A 15,214-nucleotide genomic window follows, 5' to 3' on the forward strand; every position below is an offset into this window, starting at 1 on the left:
GTTGACGAGTGAGCTGACGCCGAAATGCGTAGCTTATCGCAAGCCGAACAATGGTTAAGTTAATAAGGGCGCACGGTGAATGCCTTGGCACTAGGAGCCGATGAAGGACGGGACTAACACCGATATGCTTCGGGGAGCTGTAAGTAAGCTTTGATCCGGAGATTTCCGAATGGGGAAACCCCCTATCCGTTATGGGATAGGATCCATACCTGAATACATAGGGTATGGAAGGCAGACCCGGGGAACTGAAACATCTAAGTACCCGGAGGAAGAGAAAGCAAACGCGATTCCCTGAGTAGCGGCGAGCGAAACGGGATTAGCCCAAACCAAGAGGCTTGCCTCTTGGGGTTGTAGGACATTCTATACGGAGTTACAAAGGAACGAGATAGACGAAGAGGTCTGGAAAGGCCCGCCATAGGAGGTAAAAGCCCTGTAGTTGAAACTTCGTTCCCTCCAGAGTGGATCCTGAGTACGGCGGGACACGAGAAATCCCGTCGGAAGCAGGGAGGACCATCTCCCAAGGCTAAATACTCCCTAGTGACCGATAGTGAACCAGTACCGTGAGGGAAAGGTGAAAAGCACCCCGGAAGGGGAGTGAAAGAGATCCTGAAACCGTGTGCCTACAAGTAGTTAGAGCCCGTTAATGGGTGATAGCGTGCCTTTTGTAGAATGAACCGGCGAGTTACGATTACATGCGAGGTTAAGTTGGACAGACGGAGCCGTAGCGAAAGCGAGTCTGAATAGGGCGAATGAGTATGTGGTCGTAGACCCGAAACCAGGTGATCTACCCATGTCCAGGGTGAAGTCCAGGTAACACTGGATGGAGGCCCGAACCCACGTACGTTGAAAAGTGCGGGGATGAGGTGTGGGTAGCGGAGAAATTCCAATCGAACTTGGAGATAGCTGGTTCTCTCCGAAATAGCTTTAGGGCTAGCCTCATGCGTAAGAATCTTGGAGGTAGAGCACTGTTTGGACTAGGGGCCCTCATCGGGTTACCGAATTCAGACAAACTCCGAATGCCAAAGATTTATCCATGGGAGTCAGACTGCGAGTGATAAGATCCGTAGTCAAGAGGGAAACAGCCCAGACCACCAGCTAAGGTCCCAAAGTATACGTTAAGTGGAAAAGGATGTGGAGTTGCTTAGACAACCAGGATGTTGGCTTAGAAGCAGCCACCATTTAAAGAGTGCGTAATAGCTCACTGGTCGAGTGACTCCGCGCCGAAAATGTACCGGGGCTAAACGTATCACCGAAGCTGTGGATTGAACATCGTTGATGTTCAGTGGTAGGAGAGCGTTCTAAGGGCGTTGAAGCTAGACCGTAAGGACTGGTGGAGCGCTTAGAAGTGAGAATGCCGGTATGAGTAGCGAAAGATGGGTGAGAATCCCATCCACCGAATGCCTAAGGTTTCCTGAGGAAGGCTCGTCCGCTCAGGGTTAGTCGGGACCTAAGCCGAGGCTGAAAAGCGTAGGCGATGGACAACAGGTTGATATTCCTGTACCACCGTATTCTGTTTGAGTGATGGGGGGACGCAGGAGGATAGGGTAAGCGCACTATTGGATGTGCGTCTAAGCAGTTAGAGGGACCATGAGGCAAATCCCATGGTCACATACCTTGAGCTGTGATAGCGAGGGAAATTTAGTACCGAAGTTCTTGATTCCACACTGCCAAGAAAAGCCTCTAGCGAGGAATAAGGTGCCCGTACCGCAAACCGACACAGGTAGGCGAGGAGAGAATCCTAAGGTGAGCGAGAGAACTCTCGTTAAGGAACTCGGCAAAATGACCCCGTAACTTCGGGAGAAGGGGTGCTCATTAGGGTGTTAAAGCCTTGATGAGCCGCAGTGAATAGGCCCAGGCGACTGTTTAGCAAAAACACAGGTCTCTGCGAAGCCGCAAGGCGAAGTATAGGGGCTGACGCCTGCCCGGTGCTGGAAGGTTAAGAGGAGAGGTTAGCTCACGCGAAGCTTTGAATCGAAGCCCCAGTAAACGGCGGCCGTAACTATAACGGTCCTAAGGTAGCGAAATTCCTTGTCGGGTAAGTTCCGACCCGCACGAAAGGCGTAACGATCTGGGCACTGTCTCAACGAGAGACTCGGTGAAATTATAGTACCTGTGAAGATGCAGGTTACCCGCGACAGGACGGAAAGACCCCGTGGAGCTTTACTGTAGCCTGATATTGAATTTTGGTACAGCTTGTACAGGATAGGTAGGAGCCTTAGAAGCCGGAGCGCTAGCTTCGGTGGAGGCGTCGGTGGGATACTACCCTGGCTGTATTGAAATTCTAACCCACATCCCTTATCGGGATGGGAGACAGTGTCAGGTGGGCAGTTTGACTGGGGCGGTCGCCTCCTAAAGAGTAACGGAGGCGCCCAAAGGTTCCCTCAGAATGGTTGGAAATCATTCGTAGAGTGTAAAGGCACAAGGGAGCTTGACTGCGAGACCTACAAGTCGAGCAGGGACGAAAGTCGGGCTTAGTGATCCGGTGGTTCCGCATGGAAGGGCCATCGCTCAACGGATAAAAGCTACCCCGGGGATAACAGGCTTATCTCCCCCAAGAGTCCACATCGACGGGGAGGTTTGGCACCTCGATGTCGGCTCATCGCATCCTGGGGCTGTAGTCGGTCCCAAGGGTTGGGCTGTTCGCCCATTAAAGCGGTACGCGAGCTGGGTTCAGAACGTCGTGAGACAGTTCGGTCCCTATCCGTCGTGGGCGCAGGAAATTTGAGAGGAGCTGTCCTTAGTACGAGAGGACCGGGATGGACGCACCGCTGGTGTACCAGTTGTCTTGCCAAAGGCATCGCTGGGTAGCTATGTGCGGAAGGGATAAGTGCTGAAAGCATCTAAGCATGAAGCCCCCCTCGAGATGAGATTTCCCATAGCGCAAGCTAGTAAGATCCCTGAAAGATGATCAGGTTGATAGGTTAGAGGTGGAAGTGTGGCGACACATGCAGCTGACTAATACTAATCGATCGAGGACTTAACCAATTCGAAATGCGGAGGCGCCTTGTTCAGGTGCGACAAGCATAAGACGGATTTGACAGGAGGTTGTTTTTTAACCTCATGACAAATTTGACTTATGACCTCGAGCACCTAGGCGCCGCAGCTGGACAGCACTACGTAAGTAGTCGCGTCAGCAACGCATAGGCGATTACTCAATAAATATCTTCTTCAACATTACCTAGTTTTCAGAGAATGATTTAAAATTTCTCTTGAAATTTTCATAAAAGACGTTATAATAATAAATGTCTTTAATAAGTCCGGTGGCGATAGCGAGAAGGTCACACCCGTTCCCATACCGAACACGGAAGTTAAGCTTCTCAGCGCCGATGGTAGTTAGGGGCTGTCCCCTTGTGAGAGTAGGACGTTGCCGGGCAAGATAAAAGAGCACATCATTTGATGTGCTCTTTTTTTGTGGTTATTTACTAGGTCTCTATAAGATTACAAGCTTTTTCTATTTAATCTGTAAATACCGATAAAAGTGATATAATTCTGTCCGCATTAGATAGTTTTCTTGTTGTAGGGTTGATGTAATGTTCTTTAGTTGATTCAACTCTTCTTGCATATATTGGAGTTGTGTTTGTATATTTGTCATATTGGTTTTTGCTATATTCTTTTCCCTTGCTTCTTCGCGAGAGATAATTTCATCTTCTCTAATCCCTTTTATAATGGATGCTGTTCCGATACTTTCTCCGGCAGCTACAATAATACTTCCAAGTAAGGCTAACCTAAATGACTCTAAACTAAGTATTCCTTCACTTTCCGATTCAGTTATGCCTTCTTCATCTTCTTCTAGTTGATCAAAAAGACCAATTGACTACGATTATGCTCCCAATTGCAGAGAGAGCGCCGCCTAGTAATGCCAGTCTCTCACTTTCACGAACCCCTTCGCCTTCAGTTTGGAAATTTGCATGATGTGCGTAAAATGGATACCAAAAGACCATCTCTCTCCACCTCTTTTCCGATCATTAGGCATACATCCTGTATAACAGAGTATTCTTTTTTATGTAGATGGTACATTGTTTCAAGCGTTTAATTTAGGAAATTTGGGGAATCGAACAGGAAAGTAGTCATTTAACCTTGAAAGTTTGGGTATAAAGGTAATAAGAAGGTTTGAAGTGAGATAGGAGTGTTAAAATGTTAGAGAATGGCCTTGTAATGGTAACGATTATTTTGGTTATTAATATTGTGTATGTGTCCTTTTTTACGATTCGTATGATATTAACATTAAAAGGGCAGCGTTACCAGGCAGCATTTATTAGTATGATTGAAATTGTTATTTATGTCATTGGTTTAGGCTTAGTGTTAGATAATTTAGACCAGATACAGAACATTATCGCCTATGCAGTCGGGTATGGTATAGGCGTCATTGTTGGGATGAAAATTGAAGAAAAGCTTGCACTTGGCTATATTACTGTTAATGTAATAACGAAGGAGTATGATAAAGATTTGCCAAAGGATTTACGGGCCAAAGGATATGGTGTAACGTCTTGGGCTGCGAATGGGCTTGAAGGGGACCGTATGGCACTGCAAATCTTAACTCCAAGAAAGTATGAATTAAAGCTGTATGATACGATTAAAACACTTGATCCGAAGGCCTTTATCATTGCTTATGAACCAAAGACGATATATGGGGGCTTCTGGGTTAAATCTGTTAAGAAAGGTAAGTTATTTAAGTGAGTCAAAAGAAAAAGAAATTTGAAGTGTTGGAAAATGAAACCATTGATCAATGCTTAGATCGCATGAAGCAAGAAGGGTATTTTCCAATAAGAAGAATGGAAAAACCGTACTTTAAAGAAATGAAGAAAAATGGGAAGACAGAATATGAACCTGCAGGGCAAAAAATAGTCTTTGAAGGACAACTTTTGTAGCAAAACACGAACATTAATTTTCTGACTTCTTTAATCGTTCGAGATTATCATTGACGGACAATTCGGAAGTTGTTAAGATGAAATTGAAAGAAAACCTAACAACATTTTAACCCCTCATATAATAATGGGAATATGGCCCATGAGTCTCTACCCGGGAACCGTAAATACTCGGACTATGAGGGAAAGCTTCTTGTTTGTCCAAGGGACTAGTGTCTCTAAATTCATAACATTTCAATTTATGAATGAATGGCTCAGACAGAATCTTTCTCTCTTAGATTAGAGCGAGGATTCTATCTGGGCTTTTTCATTTTTTGGACAAAAAGGAATGGAGGAGAAGGATGAAAATCGAAGTTGCCGTCATCATGGGTAGTACATCAGATTGGGAAACGATGAAACATACTTGTGACATTTTAGATGAGCTTGAAGTCGGTTATGAAAAAAAAGTCGTATCTGCACACAGAACGCCTGATTTGATGTTTGATTATGCAGAAAGTGCAAGAGCTAAAGGAATCAAAGTCATTATTGCAGGAGCAGGGGGTGCCGCACACTTACCTGGCATGGTAGCCGCTAAAACAACGCTACCAGTCATTGGTGTCCCAGTTCAATCTAAAGCGTTAAACGGGATAGATTCCTTATTATCCATTGTACAAATGCCTGGCGGTGTCCCAGTTGCTACAGTTGCTATTGGTAAAGCAGGGGCAACAAATGCAGGGTTACTGGCAGGGCAAATCTTAAGCGCCTTTGATGAGGAAATTGCTAAACGGTTAGAAGATAGGCGAGAAAGAACAAAACAACAAGTGTTAGAAAGTAGTGATGATCTTGTCTAAACAAACCATACTACCTGGTCAAACAATCGGCATAATTGGTGGAGGGCAGCTAGGTCGCATGATGGCATTATCGGCCAAAGCGAATGGTTTTCGCATAGCTGTACTGGATCCCACGGAAGATTCCCCATGTGGTCAAGTGGCTGATGTGAAGATTGTTTCAGCTTATGATGATATGAATGCAATAAAACAATTAGCATCTATAAGTGATATTGTGACATATGAATTTGAAAATATTAGTGCTGAGGCGCTTGATTGGCTTTGTGAGAATGCTTATGTGCCTCAAGGTTCACATGTATTATCACAGACACAGGATCGTATAAAAGAGAAGGTAGCGATCACAAAAGCAGGTGCGACTGTTGCCCCGTACGCAGAGATTCACGCAACGGAAGATATTTATGCTAATATAGAAGCGCTTGGCTTTCCTGCTGTTTTAAAAACAGCAAGAGGTGGATACGATGGCAAGGGACAATATGTAATTCATAACGAAGCTGACATAGAAAAGGCGAAAGAATTATTAAATCATGGTGCATGCGTCTTAGAGAAGTTCATTCCTTTTCAAAAAGAAATCTCAGTGATTGTTTTCAGGAATCCCAATGGTGAAACAGCTTTCTTGCCAGTTGGGGAAAATGTTCATAAAGATAATATTCTACATCAAACGATTGTACCGGCGAGAATTTCCAAATTAGCTTCTCAAACGGCCTTAGAAGAGGCGAAAAAAATTGCCGATGATTTTGAGCTAGTTGGTACACTTGCGGTGGAAATGTTCCTTGGAGAAAATGATGAGATCTATATTAACGAACTAGCCCCAAGGCCGCATAATTCTGGTCACTACTCTATTGAAGCATGTGAAACTTCACAATTCGAACAGCATATTCGTGCAGTTTGTAATTGGCCATTAGCAAATACAGAATTACTAAAACCAGCTGTAATGGTCAATATATTAGGAGAGCATGTTGAACCTCTTATTCGGTCCATTCCTACGGTAACGGATTGGAAGGTTCATTTATACGGGAAAGCAGAAGCGAAGTTTAAACGAAAAATGGGTCATGTGACATTGCTTCGCGACAATGTAGAGGAAGCTTTACGTGAAGTAGAACAAAGTGACATATGGCAAATTGCTGCAGAAAAGATCGGAGGATAAATCATGATTGATCGTTATACTCGCCCAGAGATGGGAGCTATTTGGACAGAACAGAACCGTTTCCAAGCTTGGTTGGAAGTGGAGATTCTTGCTTGCGAAGCCTGGGCTGAGCTTGGAGATATTCCTAAAGAGGATGTAGCTAAAATCCGTGAAAAAGCTTCATTTGACATTGAGCGAATTAAAGAAATAGAAGAAGAAACAAGACATGATGTCGTTGCCTTTACACGTGCCGTTTCCGAAACACTCGGTGAAGAACGTAAATGGGTCCATTATGGCCTTACTTCTACAGATGTTGTCGATACTGCACTTTCATATATAGTAAAGCAAGCAAATGATATCTTACTAAAAGACCTCGAGCGTTTTGTAGAAATTCTTAAAGTAAAAGCACAAGAGCATAAAAACACAGTAATGATGGGACGTACACATGGTGTGCATGCGGAGCCGACTACTTTTGGTTTGAAAATGGCATTATGGTATGAAGAGATGAAACGTAACTTGGCACGCTTTAAAGAGGCGGCTGCCGGCGTTGAGTTCGGTAAAATTTCCGGCGCTGTCGGTACGTATGCGAACATCGATCCATTTGTTGAACAATATGTTTGTGAAAAGCTTGGTATTCAGCCAGCACCTATTTCTACACAAACACTACAACGTGATCGTCATGCACATTATATGAGCACGATTGCATTAATTGCTACGTCCATCGAGAAGTTTGCCACAGAGATACGGGGCCTGCAAAAGAGTGAAACACGTGAAGTGGAAGAATTCTTTGCAAAAGGACAAAAAGGTTCTTCAGCCATGCCTCATAAGCGTAATCCGATTGGATCAGAGAATATGACAGGGATGGCAAGAGTCATTCGTGGTTATATGATGACCGCGTATGAAAATGTGTCATTGTGGCATGAGCGTGATATTTCTCACTCTTCAGCGGAGCGCGTGATTTTACCAGATGCAACGATTGCATTGAATTATATGCTTAACCGCTTTGGCAATATTGTGAAGAACTTAACGGTATATCCTGAGAATATGAAACGAAATATGGATCGTACGTTAGGGCTTATTTATTCTCAACGTGTATTGCTCGCATTGATTGATAAAGGCCTTGTGCGTGAAGAAGCGTATGATACTGTTCAACCAAAAGCAATGGAATCATGGGAAAAACAAGTACCATTCCGCAGCTTAATTGATCAAGATGAAAAGATCACTTCCCTTTTAACAAAAGAAGAGATAGATGATTGCTTCGATTATCATCACCATTTGAAGCATGTAGATACGATCTTTAATCGTTTAGGTTTATAAAAAATAATGGGGAGAAGAAGTTTTTCCTCCTCTCCCCATTCATTTCACCTAGTAAGAATATTGCTAATTTTCATGATTGGGAGGCGCAAGTCATGCAAAAAGGTTCACTTGTTTATGAAGGAAAAGCAAAAAGGGTTTACAACACAGATGATGCATCTATCGTTTGGCTAGAATACAAAGATGCTGCTACTGCTTTTAATGGAGAGAAGAAAGCAAGTATTGACGGCAAGGGCCGTTTAAATAATGAGATTACTAGCTTGCTATTTTCAAAACTAAAGGAGCTTGGTATTGATTCTCATTTTGTGAAGCAAATTTCTCCGAATGAGCAACTTGTAAAGAAAGTGGACATCATTCCATTAGAAACTGTTGTGAGAAATACTTCAGCAGGCAGCTTTGCAAAAAGGCTTGGCGTGGAAGAAGGAAAACCATTAACAAGACCAATTGTCGAATTTTATTATAAGGACGATGATTTAGGTGATCCATTATTAACAGAGGACCATATAGAAATCATGGATTTAGCAACCGAAGAAGAAGTCGCATTTTTAAAAGAAAAAGCATTGAAAGTAAATGAAGTATTATCACAATTTTTTAAAGAGTTGGGCATCCGCCTCGTCGATTTTAAATTGGAATTCGGTAAGGATGCATCAGGTGCTATTCTGTTAGCAGATGAAATTTCACCTGATACATGCCGCTTTTGGGATTTAAAAACGAATGAAAAGCTCGACAAAGATGTTTTTCGTCGCGACCTTGGCAATTTAACAGATGCTTATGAAAATATTTTATCCAGACTGGGAGGAAAACTTCATGTATAAAGTAAAGGTGTTCGTCACATTAAGAGAGAGCGTATTAGATCCACAAGGAAATGCTGTTAAGCACTCCTTGCATTCCATGAATTACAACGAAGTGTCAGATGTGCGCATCGGAAAATACTTGGAGCTTTCGATTGAAAAGTCAGAGCGTCCTGTTGAAGAAGTAGTAAAAGAAATGTGTGAAAGATTACTTGCGAATGTCGTGATTGAAGATTATCGTTTTGAAATCGAGGAGGCTGTTGCTCAGTGAAGTTTGCTGTGATTGTTTTTCCAGGATCGAACTGTGATATTGACATGTATCATGCAGTAAAAGATGAGCTGGGCTGTGATGTGGAATATGTTTGGCACGATGAAAAAAGCTTAGATGGTTTTGATGGCATTCTATTACCGGGAGGATTTTCATACGGTGATTATTTGCGAAGTGGAGCCATTGCACGATTTAGTCACGTGATGAAGGAAGTGATTAAAGCGGCTGAGGCAGGGAAACCGGTATTAGGCGTCTGCAACGGTTTTCAAATTTTACTAGAAGCAGGCTTACTGCCAGGGGCGATGAGAAGAAATGAAAGCTTAAAATTCATTTGTCGTCCAGTTCAATTAAAAGTCGAGAACAATCAAACAATGTTCTCGCAAGGATATGAACAAGATGAAGTGATTACCATACCAGTAGCTCATGGTGAAGGAAACTACTATTGTGATGAAGTGACACTTGCTAGTTTAAAAGAAAACAATCAAATTGTTTTTACTTACCATGATGCCAACCCGAATGGTAGCTTAAGTAATATTGCTGGTATTACGAATAAAGCGGGCAATGTGCTTGGCATGATGCCCCACCCTGAGAGAGCGGTAGATGAGCTAATAGGTGGCGCTGATGGGTTAAAAGTTTTTCAATCAATTGTGAAACAATGGAGGGAATCACATGTCGTTAATGCTTGAACCAAGTCCAGAACAACTAAAAGAACAACAAGTCTATAAGGAAATGGGTTTGTCAGATGACGAATTTGCAATGGTTGAAAAGATTTTAGGTCGCCTACCTAACTATACTGAAATCGGACTTTTCTCTGTTATGTGGTCAGAACATTGTAGCTACAAAAACTCTAAGCCTGTATTAAGTAAGTTCCCTACAAAAGGCGAGCATGTGTTGCAAGGTCCAGGAGAAGGTGCCGGAATTGTTGATATAGGAGATGAACAGGCTGTTGTATTCAAGATTGAAAGCCATAATCACCCATCTGCGATCGAACCTTATCAGGGGGCAGCAACGGGTGTGGGCGGTATTATCCGCGATGTATTCTCGATGGGCGCAAGACCTGTTGCACTCCTCAACTCTTTACGCTTTGGAGAATTGGATACTCCTCGTGTTCGCTACCTTTTTGAAGAAGTAGTAGCGGGGATTGCTGGATATGGTAATTGCATAGGCATTCCAACAGTCGGTGGAGAAGTGCAATTCGACGCTTCCTATGAAGGGAATCCACTTGTTAATGCGATGTGTGTCGGCTTAATTGATCATAAAGATATTAAAAAAGGGCAAGCGCATGGGGTAGGTAACACAGTCATGTATGTGGGAGCCAAAACTGGTCGCGATGGCATTCACGGTGCTACTTTTGCTTCTGAAGAATTAACGGATCAATCAGAGGAGAATCGTCCGGCTGTTCAAGTAGGTGATCCATTTATGGAGAAGTTGCTATTAGAAGCATGCCTTGAACTTGTAAAATCTGACGCATTAGTAGGGATTCAAGATATGGGCGCGGCAGGATTAACGAGTTCATCTGCAGAGATGGCAAGTAAAGCTGGTTCAGGGATAGAAATGAACCTAGACTTAGTTCCACAACGCGAAACAGGAATGACTGCTTATGAAATGATGTTATCGGAGTCACAAGAAAGAATGTTAATTGTAGTGACGAAAGGAAGAGAGCAAGAAATTGTTGACCTTTTCTCCAAATATGATTTAGAAGCAGTGGCAATCGGCCGTGTGACTGATGATAAACAACTACGTTTGATTCATAAAGGCGAAGTAGTGGCAGATGTACCAACAGATGCACTAGCAGAAGAAGCACCTGTATACCATAAGCCTTCCAAAGAACCAGCTTATTACCGTGAATTCCAGGCGATGGAAAATGATATTCCCGCAGTTGATGATCATGGAGAAACTCTACTGTCATTATTACAACAACCAACGATCGCTAGTAAAGAGTGGGTATATGACCAATATGATTATATGGTAAGAACCAATACAGTCGTAGCTCCAGGGTCTGATGCCGCAGTTATCCGTATCCGTGGAACGAAAAAAGGACTAGCGATGACTACGGATTGTAATTCACGCTATATGTATTTAGATCCTGAAGTAGGCGGAAAAATAGCTGTAGCTGAAGCAGCACGTAATATCGTTTGTTCTGGTGGCGCGCCGTTAGCAATTACGGACAACTTAAACTTCGGTAATCCGGAAAAGCCAGAAATCTTCTGGCAAATTCAAAAATCTGCTGATGGCATCAGTGAAGCTTGTCGTACATTAAATACGCCGGTCATTGGTGGTAATGTTTCATTATATAACGAAACAAACGGCACAGCGATTTACCCTACGCCAGTTATCGGGATGGTTGGTCTAGTGGAGGATATTGAGCATGTGACAACACAAGACTTCAAACAAGCAGGCGACCTGATTTATTTATTAGGTGATACGAGAGCGGAATTTGGTGGCAGTGAACTACAGAAGCTAAGCTACAAAAAAATCTTCGGGCAAGCACCAGCAATCGATTTAACAGTAGAAGCAGCCAATCAAGAAAAAGTCTTAATAGCTATTCACCAAGGGTTACTATCATCTGCACATGATCTTGCAGAAGGTGGGTTAGCAGTGGCAGTAGCTGAGAGTTTATTTGCGAATCAATTAGGTGCAAAACTTAAGTTAACTGGTGAAGCGACAACACAATTGTTCAGTGAATCTCAATCTAGATTCCTTCTAAGTGTGAAGAAGGAGAACAAAGAAGCATTTGAACAATTAACAAATGCTACACTCATTGGTGAAGTAACAAATGAGCAAGCACTTGAAATTACTGTAAACGACGAACTTGTAATCAAAGAGCAAACAGAAGTGCTAAATAAGGCGTGGAAGGGAGCTATACCAGCATGCTTGCAGAAATAAAAGGTTTAAATGAGGAATGTGGTGTCTTTGGTATTTGGGGTCATCCGGAAGCAGCACAGATTACTTATTACGGATTGCATAGCCTTCAGCATCGTGGTCAAGAAGGTACAGGTATTGTTGTAACAGATGGAGATAAGTTGAAGGGTGTAAAAGGAGAGGGCCTCGTCACTGAGGTTTTCTCTCAAGATGCTATTCAAGAACTAAAAGGAACTTCAGCAATTGGTCATGTCAGGTACGCTACTGCAGGTGGCGGGGGCTATGAGAATGTGCAACCACTTTTATTCCAATCACAAAATGGTGGTCTAGCTCTATGTCACAATGGAAATTTAACGAATGCTACAGCCCTTAAATATCAACTAGAAGCACAGGGAAGTATTTTTCAAACGAGTTCAGATACCGAGGTATTAGCTCATTTAATTAAACGAGGCGGTGTATCTTCTCATAAAGAGCGTGTGAAGAATGCCTTGTCCATGGTAAAAGGCGCTTATGCTTTCTTAATTATGACTGAAAATGAAATGATGGTTGCGGTTGATCCGAATGGTCTCCGTCCTCTATCTCTAGGCAAAATTGGGGATGCTTACGTAATTGCTTCCGAAACATGTGCTTTCGATATTGTCGGAGCTGAGTTTGTTCGTGATGTATTACCTGGAGAGTTATTAGTCATTGATGATAATGGGTTCCGTTCTGAAATGTTCGCAATGGCTTCAAATATATCTATGTGTGCGATGGAATATGTGTATTTCTCCCGACCAGATAGCAATATTAATGGCATCAATGTCCATACAGCGCGAAAAAATTTAGGGAAGCAGCTTGCTGTCGAGGTTCCGATTGAGGCAGATGTCGTAACTGGTGTACCTGATTCAAGTATTTCCGTAGCCATTGGTTATGCTGAAGCAACAGGGATTCCTTATGAGATGGGTCTCATTAAGAATAAGTATGTTGGTCGGACATTTATCCAACCATCACAGTCATTGCGGGAACAAGGAGTGAAGATGAAGCTATCACCTGTAAGAGGTGTTGTTGAAGGGAAACGAGTTGTCATGGTGGATGACTCCATTGTACGTGGAACAACGAGCCGCCGTATTGTGACGATGTTAAAAGAAGCAGGCGCGACTGAAGTACATGTAATCATCAGCTCGCCACCGATCAAAAACCCATGCTTCTATGGCATTGATACTTCAACAAAAGAAGAATTAATTGCTTCTGATCGTTCTGTAGAAGATATTCGCGAAATTATTGGTGCTGATACACTTACTTTTTTAAGTCCAAAAGGGATGATCGATGCCATTGGAAGAGAAGAAGAAGGCGAGACAAGAGGTCTTTGCTTAGCTTGCTTCACAGGGAAGTATCCAACGGAGATCTATCCAAGCACGCTACATCCGTACGAAAAAGTATAAATAATAAAGTAGCAACATGGTTTGCTACTTTTATTCTTAGAAATTAACAATACGTTTTGGTGCGAATACTTGGCGTATGATGCTAGATTGAAAGAATACCTGTTAATAAATTGGTGAGGTGGATAGGAATGGCGAATGCTTATAAACAAGCTGGCGTAGATATTGAAGCGGGTTACGAAGCAGTGAACCGTATGAAGAAGCATGTGGAGAAAACGATGAGACCAGGTGTAATCGGTGGTCTTGGCGGTTTTGGAGGCATGTTTGATTTGTCATCACTTGGCTTAAAAGAACCTGTGCTTGTATCAGGGACAGATGGTGTCGGAACAAAGCTGATGCTAGCTTTTATGATGAATCAGCATGACACAATTGGGATTGATGCCGTTGCTATGTGTGTCAATGATATCGTTGTTCAAGGTGCAGAACCTCTTTACTTCTTAGATTATATTGCTTGTGGGAAGGCTGAGCCAGAAAAGATAGAAGCCATTGTCAAAGGAATAGCTGACGGTTGTGAACAAGCAGGTTGCGCGCTTGTTGGTGGAGAAACAGCGGAAATGCCTGGAATGTACAGTGAAGAAGAGTATGATTTAGCGGGATTTTCTGTCGGTGCATGTGAAAAGAGTGATTTAATCGATGGTTCAAATATTCAAGAGGGTGATGTTTTAATCGGCCTTGCATCGAACGGAATCCATAGCAATGGTTATTCTCTCGTACGGAAGATATTTTTAGAGGATGCGAAACTCTCATTGCAAGAGTATAGAGAGGAACTAGGGAACACGTTAGGTGAAGAACTCCTAAAACCAACGCGAATCTATGTGAAATCAGTTTTATCGGCATTAAAGCAATTTGATGTAAAAGGCTTCGCTCATATTACGGGTGGCGGATTTATCGAGAATATCCCTAGAGTGTTACCTCAAGGCTTAGGAGCTGAATTAATCGAGGGTAGTTGGGAGATTCAGCCGATTTTCAAGCTGATGGAAGAAGTAGGTAAGCTTGAGCGTAAGGATATGTACAATATATTTAATATGGGCATCGGAATGGTGGCAATTGTTTCTGTTAAGGATGCTGAAAAAGTAGTCAATTACTTTAATAAGATTGGTGAAAAAGCAAGTGTGATTGGTAAAGTTACACAGCAAGAGGGGATTTCAATCCTTTAAATAGACGGAGGTTATCATGAAAAATATCGCCATTTTTGCATCTGGCAGTGGAACAAATTTTCAAGCGATTGTTGATGCCTTTAAAAACGATGAATTGCAGGTAGACATTAAACTACTGGTAAGTGATAAGCCAGAGTCTTACTGTATTCAACGTGCTGTAAATGAAGGGATTCCAACCTTTGCTTTTCGTGCGAAAGATTTTACGAGTAAAACAGCATATGAAGAACAAATATTAGTAGAATTAGAGAATGCAAACATAGATTTTATTGTTCTTGCAGGTTATATGCGTCTTATTGGGGATGTTCTTTTACGTGAATATGGCGGAAGAATTGTAAATATCCATCCTTCTTATTTACCAGCATTCCCTGGTAAAGATGCTATTGGACAAGCGCTTTCTGCAGAGGTGAAACAAACAGGTGTAACCATTCATTATGTAGACGAAGGGATGGATACGGGTCCGATTATTGATCAAAGAAAGGTAGCCATCCTACCAGGTGATACGAAAGAAGCATTGCAGAATCGAATTCATAAAGTAGAGCATCAATTTTATCCAGAAGTATTACAAAAGCTTTTAAACGAAAACGCCTAA

General features: G+C 42.5%; 13 protein-coding genes, 2 rRNA genes and 1 riboswitch. Of the genes, 14 read left to right on the top strand and 1 reads right to left on the bottom strand.

Annotated features, from left to right (window positions below; all coding sequences use genetic code 11):
* The first annotated feature begins 52 nt into the window (after positions 1-52).
* Positions 53-2,985: ribosomal RNA gene (locus MKX83_RS03310) — 23S ribosomal RNA — on the top strand.
* A 271-nt stretch (positions 2,986-3,256) separates the two neighbouring features.
* Positions 3,257-3,373: ribosomal RNA gene (gene rrf / locus MKX83_RS03315) — 5S ribosomal RNA — on the top strand.
* Between the two features lie 424 nt (positions 3,374-3,797).
* On the opposite strand, the gene MKX83_RS03320 is transcribed toward rrf, so the two are convergent.
* The gene (locus tag MKX83_RS03320; protein ID WP_341054041.1) at positions 3,798-3,941 is read right to left on the bottom strand and encodes a hypothetical protein; all 144 of its coding nucleotides are present in this window, start codon (positions 3,939-3,941) and stop codon (positions 3,798-3,800) included.
* 193 nt (positions 3,942-4,134) lie between these two features.
* Here MKX83_RS03320 and MKX83_RS03325 point away from each other — a divergent pair, with 193 nt between their 5' ends.
* The 12 genes from MKX83_RS03325 to purN all read left to right on the top strand — a co-directional run bounded on the left by MKX83_RS03325 (position 4,135) and on the right by purN (position 15,214).
* Complete coding sequence (locus MKX83_RS03325) at positions 4,135-4,677, top strand: DUF2179 domain-containing protein (RefSeq protein ID WP_095370725.1); 543 nt, start codon at positions 4,135-4,137, stop codon at positions 4,675-4,677.
* Positions 4,674-4,868 carry an NETI motif-containing protein gene (locus MKX83_RS03330; RefSeq protein ID WP_251163305.1) on the top strand — a complete coding sequence of 65 codons (195 nt, stop codon included), beginning with the start codon at positions 4,674-4,676 and terminating at the stop codon, positions 4,866-4,868. Before MKX83_RS03325 ends, MKX83_RS03330 begins: the two co-directional genes overlap by 4 nt.
* 94 nt (positions 4,869-4,962) lie before the next feature.
* Positions 4,963-5,064: riboswitch (purine riboswitch) on the top strand.
* 142 nt (positions 5,065-5,206) lie between these two features.
* The gene (gene purE / locus MKX83_RS03335; protein ID WP_095370724.1) at positions 5,207-5,695 is read left to right on the top strand and encodes a 5-(carboxyamino)imidazole ribonucleotide mutase; all 489 of its coding nucleotides are present in this window, start codon (positions 5,207-5,209) and stop codon (positions 5,693-5,695) included.
* Positions 5,682-6,836, top strand: coding sequence for a 5-(carboxyamino)imidazole ribonucleotide synthase (gene purK / locus MKX83_RS03340; RefSeq protein WP_180317049.1), 1,155 nt, complete (start codon positions 5,682-5,684; stop codon positions 6,834-6,836). The genes purE and purK overlap by 14 nt, the downstream gene beginning before the upstream one ends.
* A gap of 3 nt (positions 6,837-6,839) precedes the next feature.
* Positions 6,840-8,132: an adenylosuccinate lyase gene (gene purB, locus MKX83_RS03345; RefSeq protein ID WP_095370723.1), complete on the top strand. Its 1,293-nt coding sequence runs from the start codon at positions 6,840-6,842 to the stop codon at positions 8,130-8,132.
* Positions 8,133-8,224: 92 nt separating this feature from the next.
* Complete coding sequence (gene purC / locus MKX83_RS03350) at positions 8,225-8,944, top strand: phosphoribosylaminoimidazolesuccinocarboxamide synthase (RefSeq protein WP_322910218.1); 720 nt, start codon at positions 8,225-8,227, stop codon at positions 8,942-8,944.
* Positions 8,937-9,191, top strand: a complete 255-nt coding sequence (gene purS, locus MKX83_RS03355; RefSeq protein ID WP_095370721.1) for a phosphoribosylformylglycinamidine synthase subunit PurS — start codon at positions 8,937-8,939, stop codon at positions 9,189-9,191. Before purC ends, purS begins: the two co-directional genes overlap by 8 nt.
* Positions 9,188-9,874: a phosphoribosylformylglycinamidine synthase subunit PurQ gene (gene purQ / locus MKX83_RS03360; RefSeq protein WP_341049695.1), complete on the top strand. Its 687-nt coding sequence runs from the start codon at positions 9,188-9,190 to the stop codon at positions 9,872-9,874. Before purS ends, purQ begins: the two co-directional genes overlap by 4 nt.
* The gene (gene purL / locus MKX83_RS03365; protein ID WP_341054044.1) at positions 9,858-12,074 is read left to right on the top strand and encodes a phosphoribosylformylglycinamidine synthase subunit PurL; all 2,217 of its coding nucleotides are present in this window, start codon (positions 9,858-9,860) and stop codon (positions 12,072-12,074) included. Before purQ ends, purL begins: the two co-directional genes overlap by 17 nt.
* The gene (gene purF, locus MKX83_RS03370; RefSeq protein WP_095370719.1) at positions 12,059-13,471 is read left to right on the top strand and encodes an amidophosphoribosyltransferase; all 1,413 of its coding nucleotides are present in this window, start codon (positions 12,059-12,061) and stop codon (positions 13,469-13,471) included. Before purL ends, purF begins: the two co-directional genes overlap by 16 nt.
* Before the next feature lie 128 nt (positions 13,472-13,599).
* Positions 13,600-14,625 (top strand): phosphoribosylformylglycinamidine cyclo-ligase, encoded by a 1,026-nt coding sequence (gene purM, locus MKX83_RS03375; RefSeq protein ID WP_341054047.1) that lies wholly within the window; start codon positions 13,600-13,602, stop codon positions 14,623-14,625.
* Between the two features lie 16 nt (positions 14,626-14,641).
* Positions 14,642-15,214 carry a phosphoribosylglycinamide formyltransferase gene (purN, locus tag MKX83_RS03380; RefSeq protein WP_095370717.1) on the top strand — a complete coding sequence of 191 codons (573 nt, stop codon included), beginning with the start codon at positions 14,642-14,644 and terminating at the stop codon, positions 15,212-15,214.

The organism is Cytobacillus sp. FSL M8-0252, assembly GCF_038007345.1.
Lineage (GTDB): Bacteria > Bacillota > Bacilli > Bacillales > Cytobacillaceae > Cytobacillus > Cytobacillus kochii.